Genomic DNA, 22,474 nt, shown 5'->3' with positions numbered 1-22,474 from the left:
CCCCCCGCCGGCCGCGGCGCGCGGCGCGTCACCGTGCCGTCCGGCGCGGTCACCGTGATCTCGGGCGGTGCCCCGGCCTCGACGCTGCGGCGGGTGACGGACAGGGTGCCGCCCTCGATGCGGGCGGTCAGGTCCTCCTCCTCCAGCTCCGGCTCCTTCATCAGCCAGTGGGCGGCGCGGCGCAGCAGCTCGGCCTGCGGGCCGCCGCCGTCATGCCCGCGCGACCAGAGCCAGATCTGGTCCGAGAGCAGCAGGGCGACGCGCCCCTCCCCCACCCGGTCGAGCTGCAGCAGGGGGTCGCCGCCGGGGCCGTCCATCACCGTCACGCCGCTCTGCGGCTGGGCGCGGAGGTGGCGGTACCAGCGGCCCCAGCCCGGCTCGGCATTGCCCGCATTGGCGCCGGCGAGCCCCTGGGTGACGGGGTGGCGCGCCCCCGCCTCGGTGACGCGCGGGCGGAAGGCGCCCTCGGCCACGCTGCCATTGGCCACACCGTTGCCCATGCCGTTGCCGGCCGGCCGGGCCGGCAGCACCTGCCCCAGCGGCGTGGCGGCCAGGCTTGCGGGCCCGGAGAACTCCGGCCCCACGGACAGCAGCAACGCGCCGCCGCCGCGCACATAATCGGCGATGTTGCGCAGATACATGGGCGGCAGGATGCCGCGGTTGCTGAAGCGGTCGAAGACGATCAGGTCGAACTCGCGCAGCTTCACCTGGAACAGCTCGCGCACCGGAAAGGCGATCAGCGCCAGCTCGTTCAGCGGCGTCAGGTCGTCCTTCTCGGGAGGCCGCAGGATGGTGAAGTGGACCAGATCGACATTCGGGTCCGCCTTCAGCAGCCGGCGCCAGGTGCGCTCGCCCGAATGCGGCTCGCCCGAGACCAGCAGCACGCGCAGCCGGTCCCGCACCCCGTTCACCGTCACCACGGCGCGGTTGTTGAGGGGCGAGACCTCGCCCGGCCGCGCCTCGGCGGTCAGCTCCACCACGCTCGGCCCGCCGCGCTCGACGGGCAGGGCGATGCGGTGCTCGCGGCCGAGCGGCACGCTTTCCACGCGCGGCGGCGCGCCGTCCCGCCGCAGGGTCAGGCGCACGGCGCCGCCCGTCTCGCGCGTGCCGAGGTCCTCCACCACCACGCGCAGCTCGACGCTGCGGCCGACGATGCCGTAGCCCGGCGCCTCGATGACGCGGATGCGCCGGTCCGTCTCGCCCGGCTGGCCGGGCAGCACCAGGTGCAGCGGCGCGGCGAAGGAGGGCTGGGCCGGGATGTCGTGCGCCTGCCCGTCGGTCAGCGCGACGACGCCGGCCAGCCGCGCGCGCGGGATGTCGGCCAGCGCCCGGTCGATGGCGGAAAACAGCCTTGTGCCCTGGCGGCCGCCTTCCGGCAGGTCGATGGCGCGCAGCTCCAGGTCGGGGAAGCGGGCGGCGGCCTGCTCGATGGCGGCGCGCGCCGCGTCGAGCTGCGCGGCGCGGGGGCCGATGCGGGCGGAATCGCTGCGGTCCTGCACCAGGAGCGCGATGTCCGGCCGGGTTTCCCGCGTTTCCTCGACGAGGCGCGGATTGGCCAGCGCCAGCAGCAGCACGGCGAAGGAGAGCGCCCGCCACCCCGCCCCCCGCGCCCGCCGCCACAGCGCGGGCAGCAGCGCCAGCAGCGCGACGAGCCCCAGCGCGCCGAGCAGCCAGGGCGGCAGGATGGGCGCGAAATCCAGTCCCGCGATGACCTGGCGCATGGTGCGTTACTCCGCCTTCCGCCTCAATTGCCCAGCCTTTCCAGGATGGCGGGCACATGGACCTGGTCGCCCTTGTAGTTGCCGGTGAGCGCGTACATCACGAGGTTCACCCCGAAGCGGTAGGCCAGCGTCCGCTGCCGGCTGCCGCCGGGGATCACGGCGAAGGGGTTGGCCCCCCGCTCGTCCACGGCCCAGGCCCCCACCCAGTCATGCCCGCCGATGATGACGGGGCTGACGCTGTCATTCGCCCGGTCCTCCTGCCGCGAGACCCAGACCTGCCCGCCGGCGAAGCGCCCCGGCAGTTCGGGCGGCAGCAGGTAGAAGGCGCGGGTCAGCACATGCTCGGGCGAGACGGGGGCGAGCGGCGGGATGGCGAGCGGCCGCGTCACCCGGCCGAGCGCGGCGGCGGCACCGGGAGAGAAGCCTTCGCCCGAGCCCTCGCCGCGCGTGTCGATGAGGATGATGCCGCCCTGGCGCATGAAGTCGTTCAGCGCGCCGGCTGCCGCGCCGTCGGGCGTCGGCGTCCCGGCGGTGACCACCCAGTAGAGCAGCGGCAGGGTGGAAAGGTCGTCCTGCCCGGGGCGGATGGCCACCGGCTCGGCCAGGGCGGCGGCGGTGCGGCGGTTGACGTAGTCGGACAGGCCGGCGAGCCCCTGCCGCACCGTCTCGTCGAGCCCGGCATCGCCGCTGGCGACGAAGCCGATGCGGGTGGCCAGCGGCATCTGCTGCCAGCCCGGCTGCGCCTGGCCCTGGGCCTGGGCCCGGACGGGCCCGGCGGCCAGTGCCAGCAGCAGCGGCAGCGCCGCCAGCCGTGCCGCGCGCCCGACCAGCCCGCGCTGCGCCAGCGAGAGCAGCAGGTCCGCCGCCAGCAGCAGCAGCGCCGCCGCCAGCAGCCAGGGCCCGAGGTCCCGCTCGGCCGGCACGCCGCCGATGGCCTGCAGCGCCGTGCCGGCGGGCGGCGCCGCCGCCGGGCGCGGCGCGGGCAGGCTGGCGGAGAGGTTCAGCGCGCGGCGCTCGCCCCCCTCCCCCGGCACGCCATACCAGCCCGGCGGGTGGCGCGGCCCCGGCGCGGTATCGGCGAAGCGGTTGGCGGCAATCGCCCCCGCGCCGCCCGGCGCCGGGCCGAGCCGGCCGAAGCCGTCCATCGTCTCGAGCGGCGCCAGTGGCTGGCTGCCCTCCGCGCCCGCCACGCCGGAGGAAAGCGCCACCACGCGTCGCAGCATGTCGATGAACAGGCCGGAAAGCGGCAAGTTGGACCATTCCGCGTTGGCGGTGACATGGAACAGCACGATGCGCCCGGCGCCCCGCGCCTCGGCGGTGACCAGCGGCGTGCCGTCGGCCAGCCGCGCCCAGCTCCGGTCGGCGAGCTGCGGCCCGGGCTCGGCCAGCACCTGGGTGGAGACGGTGACCTCGGCGGGGGGGGCGAGGCCGGCGAAGGGCGAGCCGTCGGCGAAGGGGGCGAGGCCCTGCGGCTGCTCCCAGGAGAGCGCCCCGCCGAGCTGCCGCTCGCCCGCGCGCAGCCGCACCGGCAGCAGCGGGTCGGGGCTCTCGGCCAGGCGCGGCCCGGCGAAGCGGATCAGCGTGCCGCCCTCCTCGACCCAGCGGGCGAGCGCGGCGCGCTCGGTGTCCTCGGGCAGGGGCCGGTCGGCCAGCACCATCACCGCGAGTTGGCGCGACAGCAGAGAGGCGATGGCGCCGCTGCCCGTGCCGTTGCCCGTGCCGTTGCCCTGGCGCAGCTCGGCATGGGGCTCCAGCGCCCGCTCCAGGTAGTAGAGCGGGCCGATCAGCGGCGTGGAGGCGCCCTGCTCCACCGGGCCGACCAGCCCCACGGGGCGGCGGCGGAAGCGCTCGTCCAGCAGCACGGCGGCGCCCGCCGTTTCCTCCCCCTCGATCTCCAGCCGGGTGATCTGGTTGCGGATCTCGATGGGCAGGGCGAGCGCCGCCTCGCCCTGGCCCGCGCCGGCGGGGATGGGGATGACGGCGCGGGCCAGGGCGCGGCCATCGCCGGTGCGGGCCAGCACCGCCACCTCGGCCGGCGCCGCGGCGGGCGTCTGGCGCAGGGCAAGGTGCAGCCGGTCCGGCTCGGCGCGGGGCGGCAGCAGCAGGTGGGCGGGGCGGCCCTCGGCGCGGGCGAGCGTCAGCGGGCCGGCGGCCGCGAGCGCCTCGGCCAGGGGGGTGAAGCCATCCCCCTCCGCCTGGTGCTCCACGCCATCGGCCAGGTAGAGGCTGGCGAAGCCGCCGGGCTGCTGCGCCGACCAGTCGCGCAGCGCGGCCAGGGCGGCGGCGCGGTCCGGCGCCCAGGGCTTCGGGCGCAGCGCGGCCAGCCGGGCACGCAGCGCCTCGGCCGGCATCAGCGCGGTGGGGCGCGGCGCCTCGCCGCTTTCGGGCGGCGCGGTGGCGAGGAGCGCGGCGCGGCGGCCTTCCCGGGCGGCGGCCTCCAGCGCGGCCTGGGCGGCGGCGGCGCGGGCCGGCCAGCCGGCGGCGCTGGGCCAGCCATCATCCACCACCAGCAGCAGCGGCCCATCCCCCTGCGTCGCGGCCCCCGGCCCCCAGACGGGGCGCGCCAGCCCCAGCACGATCAGCGCCGCGGCGGCCAGGCGCAGCAGCAGCAGCCACCAGGGCGTGCGGGCGGGGGTTTCCTCCGGCGCCGGCAGGTCGCGCAACAGGCGCAGCGCCGGAAAGGCCTGCCGGCGCGGCGCCGGGGGCGTGACGCGCAGCAGCCACCAGATCAGCGGCAGCGCCGGCAGGGCCAGCAGCAACCAGGGGGCGACGAAGCCGATCGGACCGAGGGACAGCACGCGCGAGCCTTTCCTTCTGGGACGGCCACCTCAGGGCGGGCCGGGCGCCAGCGCCTGCCACAACGCCAGCAGGGCGGCCTCCGGCGGCATGTCGGTGCGGTGGGTGGCGAAGGACCACCCGGCAGCACCCGCGATGGCGGAAAGCCCCGCCCGGTGCGCCGCCAGCCGCTCCGCGTACAGGGCGCGCACGCCCTCGACGCGCGGCAGCAGCAGGGGGGTTTCCGGGTTCGCCGCCGCGACGCCCTCGAAGCGGACGCGCCCGGCATAGGGCAGCGTCTCCTCCGCCGGGTCCAGCACCTGGAGCAGATGGCCGCGCACGCCGCGCCCGGCCAGCGCCGCCACCGCCGCGCGCGTCTCTTCCAGCGGCGCCAGGAAGTCGCCGAACAGCACGGCGCGGGCATGGCGGGGCAGGGCATCGTCGGCCGGGGGCGGGGCGTGGCGCGACAGGGCCTCGGCCAGGGGCGCCAGGGCGCCGCGCCCGGCAAAGGCGCGGCGGGCGCCCAGCAGCCGCACCCGCTCGCCGCCGCGCAGCAGCAGCGAGGCCAGCGCCAGCAGCAGCAGCTCGGCCCGCTCGCGTTTCTCGGGGCGCCCCTCGCCGCCGCGCCAGGACATGCCCGGCGCGGCATCGCGCCACAGCGCCACGCTCTGCGCCGCCTCCCATTCGGTCTCGCGCACGAAGAGGCGGTCCGACCGGGCGCTCTGCCGCCAGTCGATGCGGCCCACCGCGTCGCCCACCAGATAAGGGCGGAACTGCCAGAAGGCGTCGCCCTGGCCGGCGCGGCGGCGCCCGTGCACGCCCTGCATCACGGTCGCGGCGACACGCTCGGCCGCCACCACCAGCGGCGGCAGGCGGCCGCCCAGCGCCTCGGCGGCGAGGACGGCGGACGGGCCGCCCAGCCCGGCCCTGCCCGGCCCGGGGGGCCAACCCGGTCCGGCCATGCCCGGCTCAGCCAAGGCTCGCCTTCAGCGCGCCGATCACGTCGGCGAGCTTCACGCCATCGGCGCGGGCGGAGAAGTTCAGCGCCATGCGGTGGCGCAGCACCGGCTCGGCGAGCGCCAGCACGTCCTCCACGCTGGGAGCGAGGCGGCCGTCGAGCACGGCGCGGGCGCGGGTGGCCAGCATCAGCGCCTGCGCGGCGCGGGGCCCCGGGCCCCAGGCCAAATGCTGCCGCACCGCCGGCAGCGCGGCGGTTTCGGGCCGGGCGCCGCGCACCAGCCTCAGGATGGCGTCCAGCACCTGCTCGCCCACCGGGATGCGGCGGATCAGCGCCTGCGCCGTCAGCAGCTCGGCAGCGGTCATGGCCCTTTCGGGCCGCGCCTCGGCGCTGCCGGTGGTGGCCAGCAGCATGGCGCGCTCGGCCGCCTCGTCGGGATAGGTGACCTCGACCTCCAGCAGGAAGCGGTCGAGCTGCGCCTCGGGCAGCGGGTAGGTGCCCTCCTGCTCGATCGGGTTCTGGGTGGCGAGCACGTGGAAGGGGGCGGGCAGCGGGTGCGCCTGGCCGGCGATGGCGACCCGGCGCTCCTGCATGGCCTGCAGCAGCGCCGACTGGGTGCGCGGGCTGGCGCGGTTGATCTCGTCGGCCATCAGCAGCTGGCAGAAGACGGGGCCGCGGATGAAGCGGAAGGCGCGCCGGCCATCCGCCCCCTCCTCCAGCACCTCGGAGCCCAGGATGTCGGCCGGCATCAGGTCGGGGGTGAACTGCACGCGGCTCTCGTCCAGCCCCAGCACGGTGCCGAGCGTCTCGACCAGCTTGGTCTTGCCGAGGCCGGGGACGCCCACCAGCAGCACGTGCCCGCCGGAGAGGATGGTGATCAGCACCTGCTCCACCACCTCGGGCTGGCCGAAGATCACCCGGCCCACCGCGGCGCGCACCCGGGCCAGGCGGCTGCCCAGCGCCTCCACTTCCGCGAGGAGGATGTTCGGATCCGTGGGGTCCGCCACTTCAACCATGCAGCCACGCCTCCTTATATAGTCGGGATATGGGAAGCCGGCCCGCCTTGGCCAGCCCGCCCCTTCTGCCAGGAGCGACACTTGGGGAAGCCTATGACCGTCGGGCGCATGGACGAAGCACTGAAACAATCCGCGGGCGAGAATGCCTGCCGACGACGGGAGGATGCTGCCGCCGTGCTGACCACCACACCGCCAAAGGGCCGTTCCGGCCCACCAAGGCCGAAACACGATTGCGGCATGCTGGACATGCGCATCGCCAAGGACGGCACCTGGCACTACCAGGGCAGCCCGATCGGCCGGAAGGAGCTGGTCTGCCTCTTCGCCTCCGTGCTGAAGCGGGAGGAGGATGGCCGCTACCTGCTGGAAACCCCGGTGGAACGGGGGGAGATCACCGTCGAGGACGCGCCCTTCGTCGCCGTGGAGGTGTTCTGGCGCCGCTGCGAGGGGCGGCAGTGCCTGACCTTCCGCACCAATCTCGACGAGATGGTGACGGCGGATGCCGACCACCCGATCCGCGTCGCCATCGACCGCCGCTCGCGCGAGCCGCGGCCCTATGTGATGGTCCGCCCCGGGCTGGAGGCGCGCATCAACCGCGCCGTCTTCTATGAGCTGGTGGCCCTGGCCGAGACCGAGCGGGTGGAAGGGCGCGACCTGCTCGGCGTCTGGAGCGAGGGCGTGTTCTTCCCGATCGACGAGGTGCCGCCCGAGGCGCGCGCCGCCGCCGCCGAGTGAGCGGCGCGGCCCTTCCCGCCCCGCCGGCGGGGCTGGCGGCGGAGGCGCCGGGCGCGCTTCCCGGCCCCCTGGCCGCGGCCGAGGTGGTGCGCCGCCTTTCCGATCCAGCCCGGCTGGGCCGGGGCGGCGGCGCCGTGGCATCGGAAGGCGGCGCGGCCGCCGCCGTGCTGGTGCCGGTGGTTCTGCATGACAGCGGCCCCGCCCTGTTGCTGACGCTGCGGGCGGAGACGCTCTCCAGCCATGCCGGTCAGGTCGCCTTTCCCGGCGGCCGCATCGAGCCGGGCGAGAACCCGGAGCAGGCGGCGCTGCGCGAGGCGGCGGAGGAGATCGGGCTCGACCCGCGCCTGCCCCGCATCCTCGGCCGGCTGCCGGAGCATGTCACCGGCACCGGCTTCCACGTGACGCCCGTGGTGGCGCTGCTCGACCCGCCGCTGAACCTGGTGCCCGCCCCCGACGAGGTGGCGCTGGTCTTTGAGTACGCGCTCGCCCCCTTGCTCGACCCCGCCCTGCCGCAGCGCCGCAGCGCCATCTGGAAGGGCGAGCGGCGGCACTTCCTCGTCTGGCCGCACGAGACGCACTACGTCTGGGGCGCCACGGCGGCCATTATGCACAGCCTGGCGGTGGCGCTGCGGGAGGGCGAGGCTCAGGACCCATGAAACGGGGCCGGGCATTGGAGCGGACCCACCGGGCCACGCCCTGCCGCCCGCTCTTGAACACGGCGCTGCGGGCCGGCGGCCAGCGGGTGGCGCGCGGCATCCCGCGCGTCACCCCTCATGGGCTGCGCTGGCGCGACGCGCCCGCAGGGCACGGGCCGCACAAGACGCTGAACGGCCGCTTCATCCGCAGGAGCCGCCCAGGCGTGTCCAGCCGCACCGTCCCACGCCTCGCGGGCCCGCTGCCACGCACCCGCGGGCTCACCGCACGGCGGCAGCCTGCCCGGAAAGGGCTGTTCCCCGCCGTATCGGGCGCATCAAGGGCGGCCTGAACTCCGGGCTGCCGGCAGTCTGCGGCGGAGAAAGGGCAACCGCCGATCCTGCGGCTGTGTGGAGGGCGGATGGGCGACCACACCAGGGCACGGCACCGATGCTGCCCGACCTGCCGCATGCCCCGGAACCCGCACGCCCCGGAATGGCCATGCGGCCATCGCAGCAGGTCCGGTGGATGGCACGGCAACGGCTCGGGTCATGCTCCTCGTCCGGCGAGTGGACATGGCCGCCATGAAGCGCCCGCCAGGACAACCGGACCTTGCTCCCCTCGCCGCGCCCATGAGGCCGCACCGAATCAAGCGAAGACGATATCGAGCGAGGCGTTGCTCTGGATGTTCAGCGCCCCGACGTAGTTCTGCAGCGTCACGCTGCCATCGCCAAGCTCGATGACCGTGGAGCCTTTCCACACATGCGCCTTGAGCTGGTGGGGAACCTCCGCGAGGAGGAAATCGATGCGGATGGCGTCGCTGCCCTGGCCATAATCGTGAACGACGTCTCGTCCGTTGCTGCTGTCGCCCACGAAAACGAAGGTATCCGCGCCAGGCCCGCCCGTGAGGTGGTCATTGCCGCCTTTGACGCCAGCGCTCATGGTTCCGAAATCGCCATAAAGGATGTCATTGCCCGCGCCGCCATCCAGCCAGTCATTGCCCCCTGCGACAGAGTCCGCAACAAAGTGTGCGTCGCCCCGCAGGATATCGTCGCCGTCGCGTCCGAAGATCGAGTCGTCGCCGCCCCGGCTGTTGTTCCGCATGTCGCCGCCGTCGCCGGTCATCTCATCGGCCGCTGCCGACCCCACCAGCAGGTCGCGGCCGCCGCGCGTCTCGTCCTGCATCGTCCCGCCATCGCCATAGGCGTGGTTCGTGCCGAAGCCCGGGCGCGGATCCCGATTCTCCAGATAGATCTGGTCGTTGCCGCCTCGTGCATAGCCGCTCATGAAGCTGCCATCGCCCGCCGTGAAGACCGGGCCGCCGATGATGACGTCGTCGCCGCCGCGCGTATGGTCGGACATATACCGCCCGTCGCCAGTGAGCTGCGTTTCGCCATAGCCGCCAACGTCCAGGAAGTCGTTCCCGCCGCGGGCCCATTCCGTCATGGTTTCAGCGTCGCCATAGAGGGCGTTGCTCCCGGCGCTGGCATCGCGAATGACATCGTTGCCGCCCACTGAATGCCCGGACATGGTCGACGCATCGCCGAAGAGCTCGTCCCGGTAAGCGGTCCCGCCGGAAATGATGTCATTGCCGCCCTTCGCGGTGCCCGTCATGTCGGAGGCGTCGCCGTAGACCACGTCGCTGCCGCCGCCCGCGTCGATCACATTGTTGGCGCTGCGGCCGCAAGAGATGGAAGGTCGGGTGTCGCCATAGATCACATCGTCCCCATCGGTTCCCGGCACGGGGATGGGAAACAGCAAGCCACTGAACAGCAAGCCGCGGAAAGGATTGTAGGGCATGGGGGTGTCTCCTCAGTTCATCAGACGCTTGATCTGCAACGCAAGATCAGAGTCCAGCGACTGAGGTTCTGCGCATCCGGCAGACCCCTGCCGCTCGCGCGCAGCCTGCACATCGTTCTGATAAGCAATCAATATACTTCTGGTTGATGCTGCGCGGCGGGTGCGGCCTCTCCGGCCCCATGCCCGGCAGAGCATGCGCCCGATGAGGTTGCGGCCACGGCGGCGGCGGCATTTGGCAGGCGACCGCGCCGCGCCTATCTCTGGGGTGGCGCGCCCCTCCCCGCGGCGGCGCCACCGAGGACCCGCCCCGCATGAAGCTCTACGAGATCCCGGCGCACCTGCCCTTCCTGCCCACCCTGGCGGAAGGCGTGCTGGGCTGGGTGGGGCTGGACGACCCGCTGGCCCTGTCCCGCGTCACCATCCTGCTGCCGACGCGCCGCGCCGCCCTGGCGCTCCGCGAGGCCTTCCTGCGCACCGCCGGCCACCGTACCCTGCTGCTGCCGCGCATGCGGGCGCTGACCGGCCTGTCCACCCAGGAGGCGGACGAGCTTTCGCTGCCCGTGCTGCTGGACCTGCCGCCGGCGGTGGAGCCGGCGCGCCGACAGGCGGTGCTGACCGACCTCGTGATGCGCCTGCCTTCCCGCTTCGGCGGGCCGAACACGCCGGAGCAGGCCTGGACCCTGGCCGCGGCGCTGGCCGAGCTGATGGACGAGACGGCGCTGGAGGGCTGCGACGACTGCCTGCTGGAATCCCTGGTGCCGGACGAGTTCGCCGCCCACTGGCAGGTGACGCACACCTTCCTGCGCGGCGTGCTGGACGCCTGGGGCCAATGGCTCCGGGAACAAGGGCTGATGGATATCGGCCCCCGCCGCGTCGCCGCGCTGGAGGCGCAGGCGGAGGCCTGGCGGCACGAGCCGCCGGCCGACCCGGTGATCGCCGCCGGCATCGGCGCGGGCGGCACCATCCCCGCCGCCGCGGCGCTGCTCAAGGTGGTGTCGCGGCTGCCGCAGGGCTGCGTGGTGCTGCACGGCCCGGGCGAGATCAAGTCGGCCGAGCTGTGGGCCGCCATCGGCGAAAGCCCGACCCATCCGCTGTCCGGCCAGGTGCGCCTGCTCTCGGCCATGGACGCGACGCCGGGCGACCTGCGGCCCTGGCCCGGCAATGGCGAGGGCCAGTTGCCGCTGATCCGCCGCGCCGAGTTGCTGTCCTGCTCGCTGCGCCCCGCCGCCGGGCTGGATGCCTGGCTGACCCGCCGCCCGGAGCGCTGGGAGCCGGCGCTGCGCGGCCTTTCCCTGCTGGACGCGCCGGACGTGCAGGCCGAGGCGGTGGCCATCGCGCTGCTGCTGCGCGAGGCGCTGGAGCATCCCGGCGCCCGCGCCGCGCTGATCACCCCCGACCGCGAGCTGGGCCGGCGCGTCGCCGCCGAGCTGACCCGCCACGGCGTGCTGGCCGACGATTCCGCCGGCCAGCCGCTGGGCGAGACGCCGACGGGGGCCTATCTGCGCCTGATCGCCCGCACGGTGGGCGAGGGCTTCGCGCCCGTCACGCTGCTGTCCCTGCTGAAGCACCCGCTCTCGGCCGGCGGCATGGCGCGCGCCGAGTGGATGGAGGCGGTGCGCCTGCTGGAGCGGCGCGCGCTGCGCGGCCCGCGCCCAGCACCCGGGCTGGAAGGGCTGCGCGCCCGCGTGCTGGAAGCCTTCCGGCGCGAGCAGGACGCCGCGCTGCTGGCCACGGTGATGCGGCTGATCGACGCGCTGGAGCGCTGCCTGGAGGGCTTCAGCGCGCTTCCCGACAGCCCCGCCCGCCCGCCCGCCGACCTGCTCGACGCGCATCTGGCCGCCGCCGAGGCGCTGGCCTCCACGCGCGACCGCCCCGGCGGGCTGCGCCTTTATTCCGGCGAGGAGGGCGAGCCGCTGGCCGTGCATCTCTCGCAGATGCCGCCCGCGCTGCGCGCCCTGCCGCCGATGAGCCCGGCCGGCTGGCCCGCCCTGTTCGACGCCTCGCTGGCGGGGCCCGCGGCGCCGAGCGTGCGCATCGGCCGCGGGCGGGAGCATGCCGAGCATCCGCGCATCGCCATCCTCGGCCTGCTGGAAGCGCGGCTGCAGGATTTCGACCTCGCCATCCTGGGCAGCCTGGAGGAAGGCGTCTGGCCGCAGGCGACCGACCCCGGCCCCTGGCTGAGCCGCCCGATGCGCACCGATTTCGGCCTGCCCGAGCCGGAAAGCCGCATCGGCCGCGTCGCCGCCGACTTCCTGCTGGCGGCCGCCTCGGCGCCGCGCGTGGTGCTGTCCTGGGCGCGCAAGCGGGCGGGCGCGCCCACCGTGCCCTCGCGCTGGCTGACACGGCTGGAAACCTTCCTGGCCGGGCAGCGGGACGCGGCGCATCCGCGCGGCCTGGCGCTGCCGCGCAGCCCGGCGCTGGGCTGGGCGGCGCGGCTGGACATGCCGGACGCCGTGCGCCCCTGCCCCCGCCCCGCCCCCAAGCCCCCGGCCGAGGACCGCCCGCGCGAGATCAGCGTCACCGAGGTGGCGGACCTGATGGCCGATCCTTACGGCTACTACGCCCGCCGCGTGCTGCGCCTGGTGCCCTTCGACCCGCTGGACGCCGAGGTGGGCGCCGCCGATTACGGCCAGATGGTGCACGAGGCCATGGCGCGCTGGACCCGGCGCCTGGACACCGCCCCCGGCGGCTGGCCCGGCGCCGCCACCGCCCGTGCCTGGTTCGAGGAGGCGGCCGAGACGGCGCTGGAGGCGGCGGCCGCCCGCCCCGGCCTGCTGGCCTTCTGGCGGCCGCGCCTTTCGCGCATCGGCGCCTTCGTGGTGGCGCAGGAGGAGGCGCTGCAGCGCGGCGAGCGCATCCGCGCCCGCCATGCCGAGGTGCCGGGGCATCTCGACATCGCCCAGGGCCAGCTCCGCCTGAAGGTGCGCGCCGACCGCATCGACCTGCTGGCCGACCGCACCCTGTCCATCATCGACTACAAGACCGGCACGCCCCCCTCCAACAAGGAGATGCAGGACGGGCGCGCGCCGCAGATGCCGCTGGAGGCGGCCATCGCCGCGGCGGGCGGCTTCCAGGGGGTGGAGCCGCGCCCCGTCTCGGCCATGGCGCACTGGCGGCTGACCGGCGGCGGCACGCCGGGCGAGGTGAAGCCCGTGGCCGGCGAGCCCGAGGCGCTGGCGGCCGACGCGCTGGACAACACCATCGCCCTGCTGCGGGACTTCCTGCTGGGCGAGCGGCGCTTCATCGCCCGGCCCCATCCGCGCCGCAAGCCGGTGCGCACCGACCACGACCACCTGGCCCGCGTCGCCGAATGGGGGAACACCGATGAGGCCTGAACGTCCCGGCGTGCGCCCCGCCACCGCCACCGCCACCGCCCTGGCCGCCTCCCCGCCGGATGGCGAGCGCGGCGGCGTGGCCCTTTCGCCGCGCGCCGCCGCCCAGGCGGCGCAGCGCCAGGCCTCGAACCCGGACGCCTCCGCCTGGGTCGGCGCCTCGGCCGGCTCGGGCAAGACCAAGGTGCTGACCGACCGCGTGCTGCGGCTGCTGCTGCGGCCGGGCACGCGGCCGGGGCGCATCCTCTGCCTCACCTTCACCAAGGCCGCCGCCGCCGAGATGGCGCAGCGCCTGGCGCGACGCCTCGGCGAATGGGTGGTGGCGGACGAGGCGGCGCTCGGGCGCAGCCTGCGCGACCTGACCGGCCAGGAACCGGATGCCGCGCTGCGCCGCCGTGCCCGCGCCCTGTTCGCGGAGGTGCTGGAACAGCCGGGCGGCATGCGCATCGCCACCATCCATGCCTTCTGCCAGTCGCTGCTGCGCGGCTTCCCGCTGGAGGCGGGGCTGCCGCCGCAGTTCAGCCTGATCGAGGAAACCGAGGCCGCCGCCATGCTGGCCGAGGCGCGCGAGGCCACCCTCGCCTCCGGCCGGCTGCCGCCGGCGGCGGTGGAGGCCATGGCCGGGCTCGGCTCGCCCGAGGATTTCGCCGACACGCTGCGCACCCTGGTGAAGGAGCGGGAGCGGCTGGGCACGGCGATCGCCGCCGCCGGCGGGCTGCGCGGCAGCGACGCGGTGCTGCGCCGCCGCCTCGGCCTGCCGGACGAGGGGGATGAGGGCGCCGCGGTGGCGGCGGCCGCGCGCGCTGCGTCCCGGGAGGAGCTGGTGCGCGCCGCGGCCCTGCTGCGCGGCAGCGGCAACGGCAACGACCAGGCGCGCGGCGAGGCGATGAAGGCCTGGATGGACCTGCCCGAGGGGGCCCGCGCCGCGCGCTGGGAGGAATGGACCGACCTTTTCCTGACAGACAAGGGAACGCCTTACGCAGACCGCAGCCTGGCGACCAAGGGCGGGCTGAAGAACCGCTTCGATGAGGTGATCGGCATCATGCGGGCCGAGGCGGAGCGGGTCTTCGAACTGGAGGAAAGCCGCAAGGCCTGGCGCCTGCACGCCGCCAGCCTGGCGCTGCTGGCCCTCGCCCAGCCGGTGCTGGAAGCCTACACCGCACGCAAGGCGCGCATCGGCGCGGTGGATTTCGACGACCTGATCCAGGCGGCGCGCGGCCTGCTGCACGATCCCGGCAGCGCCTGGGTGCTCTACAAGCTCGATGGCGGGCTCGACCACCTGCTGCTGGACGAGGCGCAGGACAGCAACCCGCACCAGTGGGAGATCGCCGCCCGGCTGGCCGAGGAGTTCTTCGCCGGCATCGGCACCCGGCCCGAGGGCGAGGAAGGGCCGCCCCGCAGCATCTTCGCGGTGGGCGACGAGAAGCAGTCCATCTACAGCTTCCAGGGCGCGGACGCCGCCGGCTTCGCCCGCTGGGAGGAGCACTTCTCCCGCGCCGTGCGCGACGCGGGCGGCAACTTCGCCGCCGTGCCGCTGAACGTCTCCTTCCGCTCCACCGCCCCGGTGCTGGCGCTGGTCGATGCCGTCTTCGCCGACGGCCCGGCGCGGCGCGGCGTGGTGGAGGAGGGCCAGGCGCTGCGCCACCGCGCCGACCGCGAGGCAGATGCCGGCCTGGTGGAGCTGTGGCCGCCGCTGGTGAAGCCCGGCAGCGCCACGCTGGAGCCCTGGCACGTGCCGGACGAGCCGGTGGCCGAGGAGGATGCCGAGGCGCTGATGGCGGAGTCGCTCGCCGCGCGCATCGCCCACATGGTGCGGCACGAGACGCTGCCGGCGCGCGGCGGCCGCCGCGTCCGCCCCGGCGACATCCTGGTGCTGCTGCGCCGGCGCACCGGCTTCTCCAACCTGCTGGTCCGTGCCCTGAAGGCGCGCGGCGTGGCGGTGGGCGGCGTGGACCGGATGCGGCTGATCGAGCAGATCGCCGTGCAGGACCTGCTGGCGCTGATCGACGTGCTGCTGCTGCCGGAGGACGACCTGCAGCTCGCCGCCCTGCTCAAGAGCCCGCTCGGTGGCCTCTCGGAGACGGAGCTGTGCGACCTGGCCCGCGCCCGCACCCAGCCGCTCTGGTGGCGCCTGCTGGCGCATCGCGGGCAGGACACCGCCCCCGGCCGCGCCGCCTACTGGCTGGCCGACCTCGCCGACCGCGCCGACCTCGCGACGCCCCACTCCATCCTGGCCGAGGTGCTGGGCGAGCATGGCGGGCGGGCGCGCATCCTGGCCCGCCTCGGCCCCGACGCCGCCGACCCGCTGGACGAGGTGCTGAACGCCGCCCTCACCTACGAGTCGCGCCATCCCCCCAGCCTGCAGGGCTTCGTCCACTGGCTGCGGCGCGGCGGCGCGGAGGTGAAGCGGGAGCCGGAATCGGGCGCCGACGCGGTGCGGCTGCTGACGGCGCACGGCTCCAAGGGGTTGCAGGCGCCCATCGTCATCCTGCCCGATGTCGGCAGCGGGCGCGGCGAGAAGCCGGTGCGCTGGAACGAGGCGGAGCCGGCCCTGCCCTACTGGGCGCCGCGCAACCGCAAGGACTTCTTCGCCCCCGCCTGGACCGAGCTGATGGAGGCGGACAACGCGGCGCGCGAGGCGGAGGAGAACCGCCTGCTCTACGTGGCGCTGACCCGCGCCGAGGACCGGCTGCTGGTCTGCGCCTGGGGCGAGCCGAAGCCCGGGAGCTGGTACGACCTGGTGGCGCAGGGCTTCGCCCGGCTGGAGGGGGCGGAGGAGATCCCCTTCGAGCCGGCGGCCTTCAACGCGCCGCCGGCGGCGAGCTTCGCCGGGCCGCTGCGCCGCCTGGCCAGCCGCCAGGCCGCCCCGCCCCGCAGCGAGGCCGAGCCCGAGCATCCCGGCGAGGAGGGGCCACTGCCCGAGTGGATCGGCCGCCCCGCCGCGCCGGAAAGCGAGGCCTTCACCCTTTCCCCTTCCGCCCTTCCGGGCGAGGAGGAAACCCCCACCGCCGCCCCGCATGGCCGCGCCGACCCGACCGGCGAGCGCTTCCGCCGCGGCCGGCTGATCCATGCCCTGTTGCAGCACCTGCCGGACTATCCGGCGGCCGAGCGCGCCGCCGTGGCCGCCCGCTTCCTCGACCGCCCCGGCCACGAGCTGAGCGCGCGGGACCGTGCCGAGACTCTGGCGGAAGTGCTGCGCCTGCTGGACGAGCCGGCGCTGCGCGACGCCTTCGGCCCCGGCAGCCTGGCCGAGGCGCCGATCGCCGGGCGGGTGAACGGCCTGCCGCTCGCCGGCCAGGTGGACCGCATGCTGATCACGGATGAGCGCGTGCTGGTGCTGGACTACAAGACCAACCGCCCCCCGCCCGAGCGGGTGGAGGACGTGCCGGCGCTCTACCTCCGGCAGATGGCCTCCTACCGGGCGCTGCTGCGGCAGGTCTTCCCCGGCCGGGCGGTGGAGTGCTGGCTGCTCTGGACCTGGTCGGCGCGGATCATGGCGCTGCCGGGGGCGGTGCTGGACCGCCACGAGCCGGGCTGAGCCCGCCCCGGCCCTGCCCTGCCGCTCAGAGCGGCAGGCTGCCCTGGTCCTCCGCCTGGGCGGGAGGTGCTTCCCGCGGCCGGATCTCGCCGCGCGCGGCGCGGCCGGCGAATTGCAGCTCCGCCACGAAGCGCTCGAATTCCCGCCGCTTCAGCTCCGGGTCCGGCAGGCGCAGGAGGTAGCTCGGATGCACGGTGATCAGCACCGGCAGGCCGGCCGGCAGCTCCTCCGGCGCCTCGAACACCTGCCCGCGCAGCTTCAGCAGCGGCAGCTTCCGGCCCATCAGCGCCTGGGTCGCGGTGGCGCCCAGCGCCACCACGAAGCGGGGCGAGACGGTGGCCACCTCCTGCACCAGGAAGGGGCGGTAGAGCCTGATGTCTCCGGCATCCGGGCTCTGGTGCAGCCGGCGGGCGCCGCGCTGGATGTATTTGAAGTGCTTGACGGCGTTGGTGACGTAGCTCGCCTTCCGGTCGATTCCGGCCGCTTCCAGCGCGCGGTCGAACAGCCGCCCGGCGGGACCCACGAAGGGGTGGCCCTGGCGGTCCTCCTCGTCCCCCGGCTGCTCGCCCACGAACATCAGGGGCGCGCCGCGCGGGCCCTCGCCCAGGATGGCGGGGCGCCCCTCCGCCCATCCGGCCACGGGAACAGGCATGGAGGGAGCGGGAGCGTTGCTGTCTGGCGGGGTCATGACGGGAAGGGAATGCGCAGGGCTGGCCGATGGTTCCGCGCGCGGTGCCTTTCCCCAGCACTTTCCGGCTGGTAGAGAGGGCGACTTGTCTCGATTCCAGGCGCGTGGGGGTTGCTCAAGCCATGAAGTTCTCGGTGGACCGGGCGGTGCTGCTCAAGGCGCTCGCGCATGTGCAGAGCGTGGTGGAACGGCGCAACACCATCCCCATCCTCGCCAATGTGATGCTGGCCGCCCAGGACGGCGCCCTGACGCTGACGGCGACCGACATGGAGATCGCCATCGTCGAGGCGGTGCCGGGCGTCACCGTCACCCGCGCCGGCCGCACCACCGCGCCCGCCGCGACGCTCTACGAGATCGTCCGCAAGCTGCCGGACAGCGCCAAGGTGGAGCTGGACCACGCGGGCGGCGACGCGCCGCTGGCGCTGCGCGCCGGCCGCTTCGCCACCAGCCTGATGGTGCTGCCGGTGGAGGACTTCCCCTCCATGACCGAGGGCAAGCTGCCGCACAGCTTCCAGCTCGCCCCCTCGCTGCTGCGCGAGCTGGTGGACCGCACCAAGTTCGCCATCTCCACCGAGGAGACGCGCTACTACCTCAACGGCATCTACCTGCACGCCACCGAGGTGGAGGGCCAGCCCGTGCTGCGCGCCGTGGCGACAGACGGCCACCGCCTGGCCCGGGTGGAGGAGCCGCTGCCGGAGGGCGCCGCCGGCATGCCGGGCGTCATCATCCCGCGCAAGACGGTCAACGAGATCCGCAAGCTGGCCGACGAGGCGGGCGACCCGATCGAGGTGCGGCTGTCCGACACCAAGATCCGCTTCACCTTCGGCGCCGTGCACCTGACCAGCAAGCTGATCGACGGCACCTTCCCGGAATACGAGCGGGTCATCCCGCGCGGCAACGACAAGATCCTGACGGTGGACAAGAAGGCCTTCGCCGACGCCGTCTCCCGCGTGGCGGCCATCTCCTCCGAGCGGTCCCGCCCGGTGAAGCTGAGCCTGAGGCAGGACAGCCTGACGCTCACCGCCAGCAGCCCCGACCAGGGCCAGGCGGAGGAGGAGCTGGATGGCGGCGCCGTTTCCTACGGCAACGGCCCGATCGAGATCGGCTTCCAGGCACGCTACCTGGCCGACATCACCGACCAGATCGAGAGCAAGGTGGAGTTCCGCTTCGCCGACGGCTCGGCGCCGACCGTGGTGGTGGACGCTTCCAAGCCCGAGGCGCTCTACGTGCTGATGCCGATGCGCGTCTGAGCGCGCCAACAGGCTGGCGAGGAACAGGCCGTGAGGAACAGGCCGGGGCAGCATCGCCCCGGCTTTTTCTTGAGGTTGCCCGACCATGAAGACCCTGCAGATCCTGGCGCTCGGCCTGGCCGTGCTGATGGCGGGCGGCGAGATCGCCCGCCGCGCCGGCACCCCCACCTTCATCCCCCTGGCGCTGGACGAGCTGGCCGTTTGCGCCGCGCTCCTCTGGGCCGCCTGGCGCGCCCGGCGCGACGAGGCGCCGCCCATGATCGCCGCCTGGGCCGGCTATTGCGGGCTGGTGGCCGGGCTGCTGGCGGAGAACGCCGACTACCTGATCCATGGCCGGGAGAAGTCCGGCGCCGTGTTCTACACCGTGACGCTGGCGGTGATGCTGGCGGTGGGCCTCTGGGCCGTGGCGCGCGGCGTCCGGCTGGCGCGCCGCCGTGAGGGTGGCTCCCGCCCCGGCGGGAGCTGACCGCTCCCGCTCACCCCGCCGCCGCGCCCATGTCCGGCCGCGGCGACAGGGCCTCGACGATGCCGCACTCCGCCACCTTGCCGTGGCGGCACCGGTGGACGAGCGAGGCCAGCTCCCGCTGCAGCGCCTGAAGGTCGGCGATCTTGCGCTCCACCTCCTCCAGATGGGTGCGGGCGATGGCGTCCACCGCCTCGCAGGGCTGGTCCCGCTGTTCGGCGAGGCCCAGCAGGGCGCGGATCTGCTCCAGCGAGAAGCCGAGGTCGCGCGCGCGGCGGATGAAGCTGAGCCGCGCGAGATGCGCCGCGCCATAGCTGCGGTAGTTGCCGGCGCTGCGGGCGGGGTGCGGCAGCAGGCCCACGCGCTCGTACCAGCGGATGGTTTCCACCTTGGTGCCGGTGGCCCTGGCCAGGGCGCCGATGGCCAGCATGTTCTCCGGTGCCATTGTCCTTGACCCTGTAGCGGCTACAGGCCCTATCTGGTGCGCCATGTGCTCCGGCGGCAAGGCCCGGGGCCGCCTGAACAGGGATCATGGCCATGGCCGTTGCCGAGACCCGCGAGGCCGTCCCCCCCCGGGCGGGGGTGACGCTGCGCTACCATGTGGCGGGGATGGATTGCCCCTCCTGCGCCGGCAAGGTGGAAACGGCGGTGAGCCGCCTGCCGGGCACGGGCGAGATCCGCATCAACTTCCAGACCCAGATCCTGGCCTTCCGGCTGGACGAGGCGGAAACGCCCCGGACGGCGGTGGAGGCGCGCATCCGCGGCCTGGGCTATGGCGTGGCGCCGGCGGAAGGGCCGCGCGTGGCCGGGGCGGCGCCACCCCTCCCCGGAGAGGAGCGGGCCGAGGCCGCGTGGCGCGGCTGGCTGCGCGACGGCAAGGTGCGGCTGGCGCTCGCCATCGGCGCGCTGCTGGCGCTGGGCTTCCTGGCCGATCTCCTGCGGCCGGGCTCGGAGGCGTGGGCCTACCTGCCCGCCGCCCTGCTCGGCCTCGGCTTCTTCGGGCGCAAGGCCATCGCGCTGGCGCGGGCGGGCTCGCCCTTCAGCATCGAGATGCTGATGTCGGTCGCCGCGGCCGGCGCCATGCTGATCGGCGCCACCTCCGAGGCCGCGATGGTGGTGTTCCTGTTCACGGTGGGCGAGGTGCTGGAAGGCGTTGCCGCCGGCCGCGCGCGCGCCGGCATCACGGCGCTGGCGGCGCTGGTGCCGCGCACCGCGCTCCGGATCGATGAGGACGGCACCGCCCGCCCCGTGCCCGCCGCCAGCCTGGCGGTGGATGACCGCGTGCTGGTGCGCCCCGGCGACCGCGTCCCGGCCGATGGCATTGTCGCCGAGGGCGAGGGCGAGGTGGATGAGAGCCCCGTCACCGGCGAGTCCGCCCCCGTTTTCAAGGCCGAAGGCGACAGCGTCCTGGCCGGCAGCGTCAACGCCCATGGCGTGCTGCAGCTCCGCGTGAGCCGCGCGGCCGCCGACAACACCATCGCCCGCATCATCCGGCTGGTCGAGGAGGCGCAGGAGGCCAAGGCCCCCACCGCCCGCTTCATCGAGCGCTTCGCGGAGATCTACACGCCCGCCGCCGTGCTGGTGGCGGCACTGGTGGTGGTGGTGCCGCCCCTTCTCCTCGGCGGCGAATGGGGAACCTGGCTGTATCGCGGCCTGGCGCTGCTGCTGGTGGCCTGCCCCTGCGCCCTGGTGCTTTCCACCCCCGCCGCCATCGCCTCCGGCCTCGCCGCCGGCACCCGGCGCGGGCTGCTGGTGAAGGGCGGCGGCGCGCTGGAGGCGATCGGCCAGGTCCGCGCCATCGCCTTCGACAAGACCGGCACCCTGACCGGCGGCCGCCCGCGCGTGACGGATGTGCGGGTGCTGCGCGGCGACGAGCGGCCGCTGCTGGGGCTGGCGGCCTCGGTGGAGGCGGGCTCCGGCCACCCGCTGGCGCAGGCCGTCATCGCCCGCGCCGAGGCGGAGGGCATGCCGCTGCGTCCGGTGCGGGATGCCCGCGCCCTGCCCGGCCGCGCCGTGGAGGGCACCGTCTCCGGCAGGCGCGTGGTGGTGGGCGCGCCGGCCCATGCCGCCACCCTGGCGCCCCTTGCCCCGGACGCGGCCCAGACCGTCGCCGCCTGGGAGGCGGAAGGCAAGACGGTGGTGGTGGTGACGGTGGATGGCGCCCATGCCGGGCTGCTGGCGCTGCGCGACGAGCCGCGCGCCGATGCCGCCGCCGGCATCCGCGCCCTGCGCGCGCTGGGCGTGCGGCCGGTGATGCTGACCGGCGACAACCCGCGCACCGCCGCCGCCATCGCGGCCTCGCTGGGGCTGGAGGCGAAGGCCGGGCTGCTGCCGGCGGACAAGCTGCGCGAGATCGGCGCGCTGAAGGCGGTGGCGCCCGTGGCCATGGTGGGGGACGGCATCAACGACGCGCCGGCCCTCGCCGCCGCCTCGGTGGGCATCGCCATGGGCGGCGGCACGGATGTGGCGCTCGAGACGGCGGACGCCGCGCTGCTGAACGGCCGCGTGGCGGATGTGGCGGCGCTGGTGCGGCTGTCCCGCGCCACCCTGGCCAACATCCGGCAGAACGTCGCCATCGCGCTGGGGCTGAAGGCGGTGTTCCTGGTCACCACCGTGGCCGGCATCACCGGCCTCTGGCCCGCCGTGCTGGCCGACACCGGCGCCACCGTGCTGGTGACGCTGAACGCGCTGCGCCTGCTGCGCCACCGCGCCGCCCCGGCGGCGGGCTGAAAGGGCCGGAGGGCTGAAAGGGCGAGGCGGAGGGACCGGCGCCATTCCCCTCCCCGCCCCGGGCGCCGCGTGGCAAGCTGGCGGGATGACCGACACCACCCCGTCCCGCTCCTTCCGCGTTCGCGCCTATGGCGACAGCATCCGCGATGCGGGCCGCACCTTCCGCCTGCCCGCCGGGGCGGATCTCCGGACCACGCTGAAGCGGGCCGCGCTGGCCGCGCTTCCGAAGCCCGGAGGCTGGGCGCTGCGCGTCTTCACCCTGGAGCGGACGGCCGAGGGCGAACGCCTCGCCGCCCTGCTCGACCGCATCGCGCGCCGGGAGATGGGCGGCCCCGGCTTCGCCGCCGCGCTGGCGGCGACCCTCGATGGCGGCCATGCCGTCCTGGCCGTCGCGGCCCGCGACACGGCGCCGATCGACCGGATGCGCGCCGCGCTGGGCGGCCCGGGACGCTGAACAGGGCGGGGCGCCTAGGTCACGTGGACAAAGCTGATCCATAGGCGGATGGCGGCGAGTTGGACAAAGCCGAGGAGGCTGCTGGCGGTGTGGTCGTAGCGTGTGGCGACGCGGCGGCAGTTCTAAGCGGTTGATGCAGCGCTCGATGCGGTTGCGGAGGGCGTAGAGAGGCCGCTGGACGCTGTGCTGGATGCGCCTGTTGCGCTTGGTCGGGATCTCTGGCTGCCCACCGCGGTCGCGCATATCCTGCCGCATGGCATCACTGTCGTAGCCGCGATCCGCGAGCAGGATGCCGGGATCGCTGTCCCGCTCCTCCATCAGCACGCCGCAGGCCGTGCTGTCATGCGCCTCACCTGGCGTCAGCGTCAGGGCGATTGACGGTCG

At 74.9% G+C, this 22,474-nt stretch carries 15 protein-coding genes and 1 pseudogene; 8 read left to right on the top strand and 8 right to left on the bottom strand.

Features of this window, described 5'->3' with window-relative positions:
* The 4 genes from CR162_RS18990 to CR162_RS18975 all read right to left on the bottom strand — a co-directional run.
* Positions 1 to 1,721 (bottom strand): hypothetical protein (locus tag CR162_RS18990; protein WP_099097089.1); only part of this gene is annotated, 1,721 nt, incomplete at its 3' end.
* 23 nt (positions 1,722 to 1,744) lie between these two features.
* On the bottom strand, positions 1,745 to 4,519 hold the full coding sequence (locus CR162_RS18985; RefSeq protein WP_176559929.1) for a DUF4159 domain-containing protein: 2,775 nt from the start codon (positions 4,517 to 4,519) through the stop codon (positions 1,745 to 1,747).
* A gap of 30 nt (positions 4,520 to 4,549) precedes the next feature.
* Entirely contained in the window at positions 4,550 to 5,458 is a 909-nt protein-coding gene (locus tag CR162_RS18980) for a DUF58 domain-containing protein (RefSeq protein ID WP_099097088.1), read from the bottom strand.
* 7 nt (positions 5,459 to 5,465) lie between these two features.
* On the bottom strand, positions 5,466 to 6,470 hold the full coding sequence (locus CR162_RS18975; protein ID WP_099097087.1) for an AAA family ATPase: 1,005 nt from the start codon (positions 6,468 to 6,470) through the stop codon (positions 5,466 to 5,468).
* A 237-nt stretch (positions 6,471 to 6,707) separates the two neighbouring features.
* Between CR162_RS18975 and CR162_RS18970 the strand changes: the two genes are divergently transcribed.
* Positions 6,708 to 7,202: a DUF1285 domain-containing protein gene (locus CR162_RS18970; protein ID WP_245870496.1), complete on the top strand. Its 495-nt coding sequence runs from the start codon at positions 6,708 to 6,710 to the stop codon at positions 7,200 to 7,202.
* On the top strand, positions 7,199 to 7,858 hold the full coding sequence (locus CR162_RS18965) for an NUDIX hydrolase (protein ID WP_245870495.1): 660 nt from the start codon (positions 7,199 to 7,201) through the stop codon (positions 7,856 to 7,858). The genes CR162_RS18970 and CR162_RS18965 overlap by 4 nt, the downstream gene beginning before the upstream one ends.
* Positions 7,859 to 8,483: 625 nt before the next feature.
* Here CR162_RS18965 and CR162_RS18960 read toward each other — a convergent pair.
* A complete protein-coding gene (locus CR162_RS18960; protein ID WP_099097086.1) occupies positions 8,484 to 9,635 on the bottom strand; it encodes a calcium-binding protein in 1,152 nt (383 codons plus the stop codon).
* Positions 9,636 to 9,946: 311 nt separating this feature from the next.
* Here CR162_RS18960 and addB point away from each other — a divergent pair, with 311 nt between their 5' ends.
* Both addB and addA read left to right on the top strand, forming a co-directional pair.
* Entirely contained in the window at positions 9,947 to 12,970 is a 3,024-nt protein-coding gene (gene addB / locus CR162_RS18955; protein ID WP_099097085.1) for a double-strand break repair protein AddB, read from the top strand.
* Positions 12,960 to 16,505 (top strand): double-strand break repair helicase AddA, encoded by a 3,546-nt coding sequence (gene addA / locus CR162_RS18950; RefSeq protein WP_099097084.1) that lies wholly within the window; start codon positions 12,960 to 12,962, stop codon positions 16,503 to 16,505. Before addB ends, addA begins: the two co-directional genes overlap by 11 nt.
* Before the next feature lie 25 nt (positions 16,506 to 16,530).
* Here the strand turns inward: addA and CR162_RS18945 are convergent, their stop codons facing one another.
* On the bottom strand, positions 16,531 to 17,193 hold the full coding sequence (locus CR162_RS18945) for a UdgX family uracil-DNA binding protein (RefSeq protein WP_099097083.1): 663 nt from the start codon (positions 17,191 to 17,193) through the stop codon (positions 16,531 to 16,533).
* A gap of 122 nt (positions 17,194 to 17,315) precedes the next feature.
* On the opposite strand from CR162_RS18945, the gene dnaN reads away from it, so the two are divergent.
* Together dnaN and CR162_RS18935 are read left to right on the top strand one after the other, a co-directional pair.
* Complete coding sequence (gene dnaN, locus CR162_RS18940; RefSeq protein ID WP_099097082.1) at positions 17,316 to 18,443, top strand: DNA polymerase III subunit beta; 1,128 nt, start codon at positions 17,316 to 17,318, stop codon at positions 18,441 to 18,443.
* An 85-nt stretch (positions 18,444 to 18,528) separates the two neighbouring features.
* Complete coding sequence (locus CR162_RS18935; protein ID WP_099097081.1) at positions 18,529 to 18,909, top strand: hypothetical protein; 381 nt, start codon at positions 18,529 to 18,531, stop codon at positions 18,907 to 18,909.
* A 10-nt stretch (positions 18,910 to 18,919) separates the two neighbouring features.
* On the opposite strand, the gene CR162_RS18930 is transcribed toward CR162_RS18935, so the two are convergent.
* Positions 18,920 to 19,336, bottom strand: a complete 417-nt coding sequence (locus tag CR162_RS18930) for a MerR family transcriptional regulator (protein ID WP_218014938.1) — start codon at positions 19,334 to 19,336, stop codon at positions 18,920 to 18,922.
* Between the two features lie 107 nt (positions 19,337 to 19,443).
* Here CR162_RS18930 and CR162_RS18925 point away from each other — a divergent pair, with 107 nt between their 5' ends.
* Complete coding sequence (locus CR162_RS18925; RefSeq protein ID WP_245870494.1) at positions 19,444 to 21,636, top strand: heavy metal translocating P-type ATPase; 2,193 nt, start codon at positions 19,444 to 19,446, stop codon at positions 21,634 to 21,636.
* A gap of 85 nt (positions 21,637 to 21,721) precedes the next feature.
* Positions 21,722 to 22,090, top strand: coding sequence for a hypothetical protein (locus CR162_RS22955; RefSeq protein WP_245870493.1), 369 nt, complete (start codon positions 21,722 to 21,724; stop codon positions 22,088 to 22,090).
* Positions 22,091 to 22,240: 150 nt separating this feature from the next.
* Here CR162_RS22955 and CR162_RS23275 read toward each other — a convergent pair.
* A pseudogene (locus tag CR162_RS23275) lies at positions 22,241 to 22,453 on the bottom strand (transposase); the annotation flags it as partial.
* Between the last annotated feature and the right edge of the window lie 21 nt (positions 22,454 to 22,474).

It is taken from the genome of Teichococcus rhizosphaerae, from assembly GCF_002631185.1.
GTDB classification, from domain to species: domain Bacteria; phylum Pseudomonadota; class Alphaproteobacteria; order Acetobacterales; family Acetobacteraceae; genus Pseudoroseomonas; species Pseudoroseomonas rhizosphaerae.
Note: the sequence above shows the minus strand (reverse complement) of the source record. Positions and strands in the feature narration are given on the sequence as shown.

Coding starts and splice junctions, on each gene's coding strand:
- CR162_RS18930 (WP_218014938.1), bottom strand. CDS start 19,336: ATGCTGGCCATCGGCGCCCTGGCCAGGGCCACCGGCACCAAGGTGGAA.
- CR162_RS22955 (WP_245870493.1), top strand. CDS start 21,722: ATGACCGACACCACCCCGTCCCGCTCCTTCCGCGTTCGCGCCTATGGC.
- CR162_RS18980 (WP_099097088.1), bottom strand. CDS start 5,458: ATGGCCGGACCGGGTTGGCCCCCCGGGCCGGGCAGGGCCGGGCTGGGC.
- CR162_RS18945 (WP_099097083.1), bottom strand. CDS start 17,193: ATGACCCCGCCAGACAGCAACGCTCCCGCTCCCTCCATGCCTGTTCCC.
- CR162_RS18970 (WP_245870496.1), top strand. CDS start 6,708: ATGCTGGACATGCGCATCGCCAAGGACGGCACCTGGCACTACCAGGGC.
- addA (WP_099097084.1), top strand. CDS start 12,960: ATGAGGCCTGAACGTCCCGGCGTGCGCCCCGCCACCGCCACCGCCACC.
- CR162_RS18960 (WP_099097086.1), bottom strand. CDS start 9,635: ATGCCCTACAATCCTTTCCGCGGCTTGCTGTTCAGTGGCTTGCTGTTT.
- CR162_RS18975 (WP_099097087.1), bottom strand. CDS start 6,470: ATGGTTGAAGTGGCGGACCCCACGGATCCGAACATCCTCCTCGCGGAA.
- dnaN (WP_099097082.1), top strand. CDS start 17,316: ATGAAGTTCTCGGTGGACCGGGCGGTGCTGCTCAAGGCGCTCGCGCAT.
- addB (WP_099097085.1), top strand. CDS start 9,947: ATGAAGCTCTACGAGATCCCGGCGCACCTGCCCTTCCTGCCCACCCTG.
- CR162_RS18925 (WP_245870494.1), top strand. CDS start 19,444: ATGGCCGTTGCCGAGACCCGCGAGGCCGTCCCCCCCCGGGCGGGGGTG.
- CR162_RS18935 (WP_099097081.1), top strand. CDS start 18,529: ATGAAGACCCTGCAGATCCTGGCGCTCGGCCTGGCCGTGCTGATGGCG.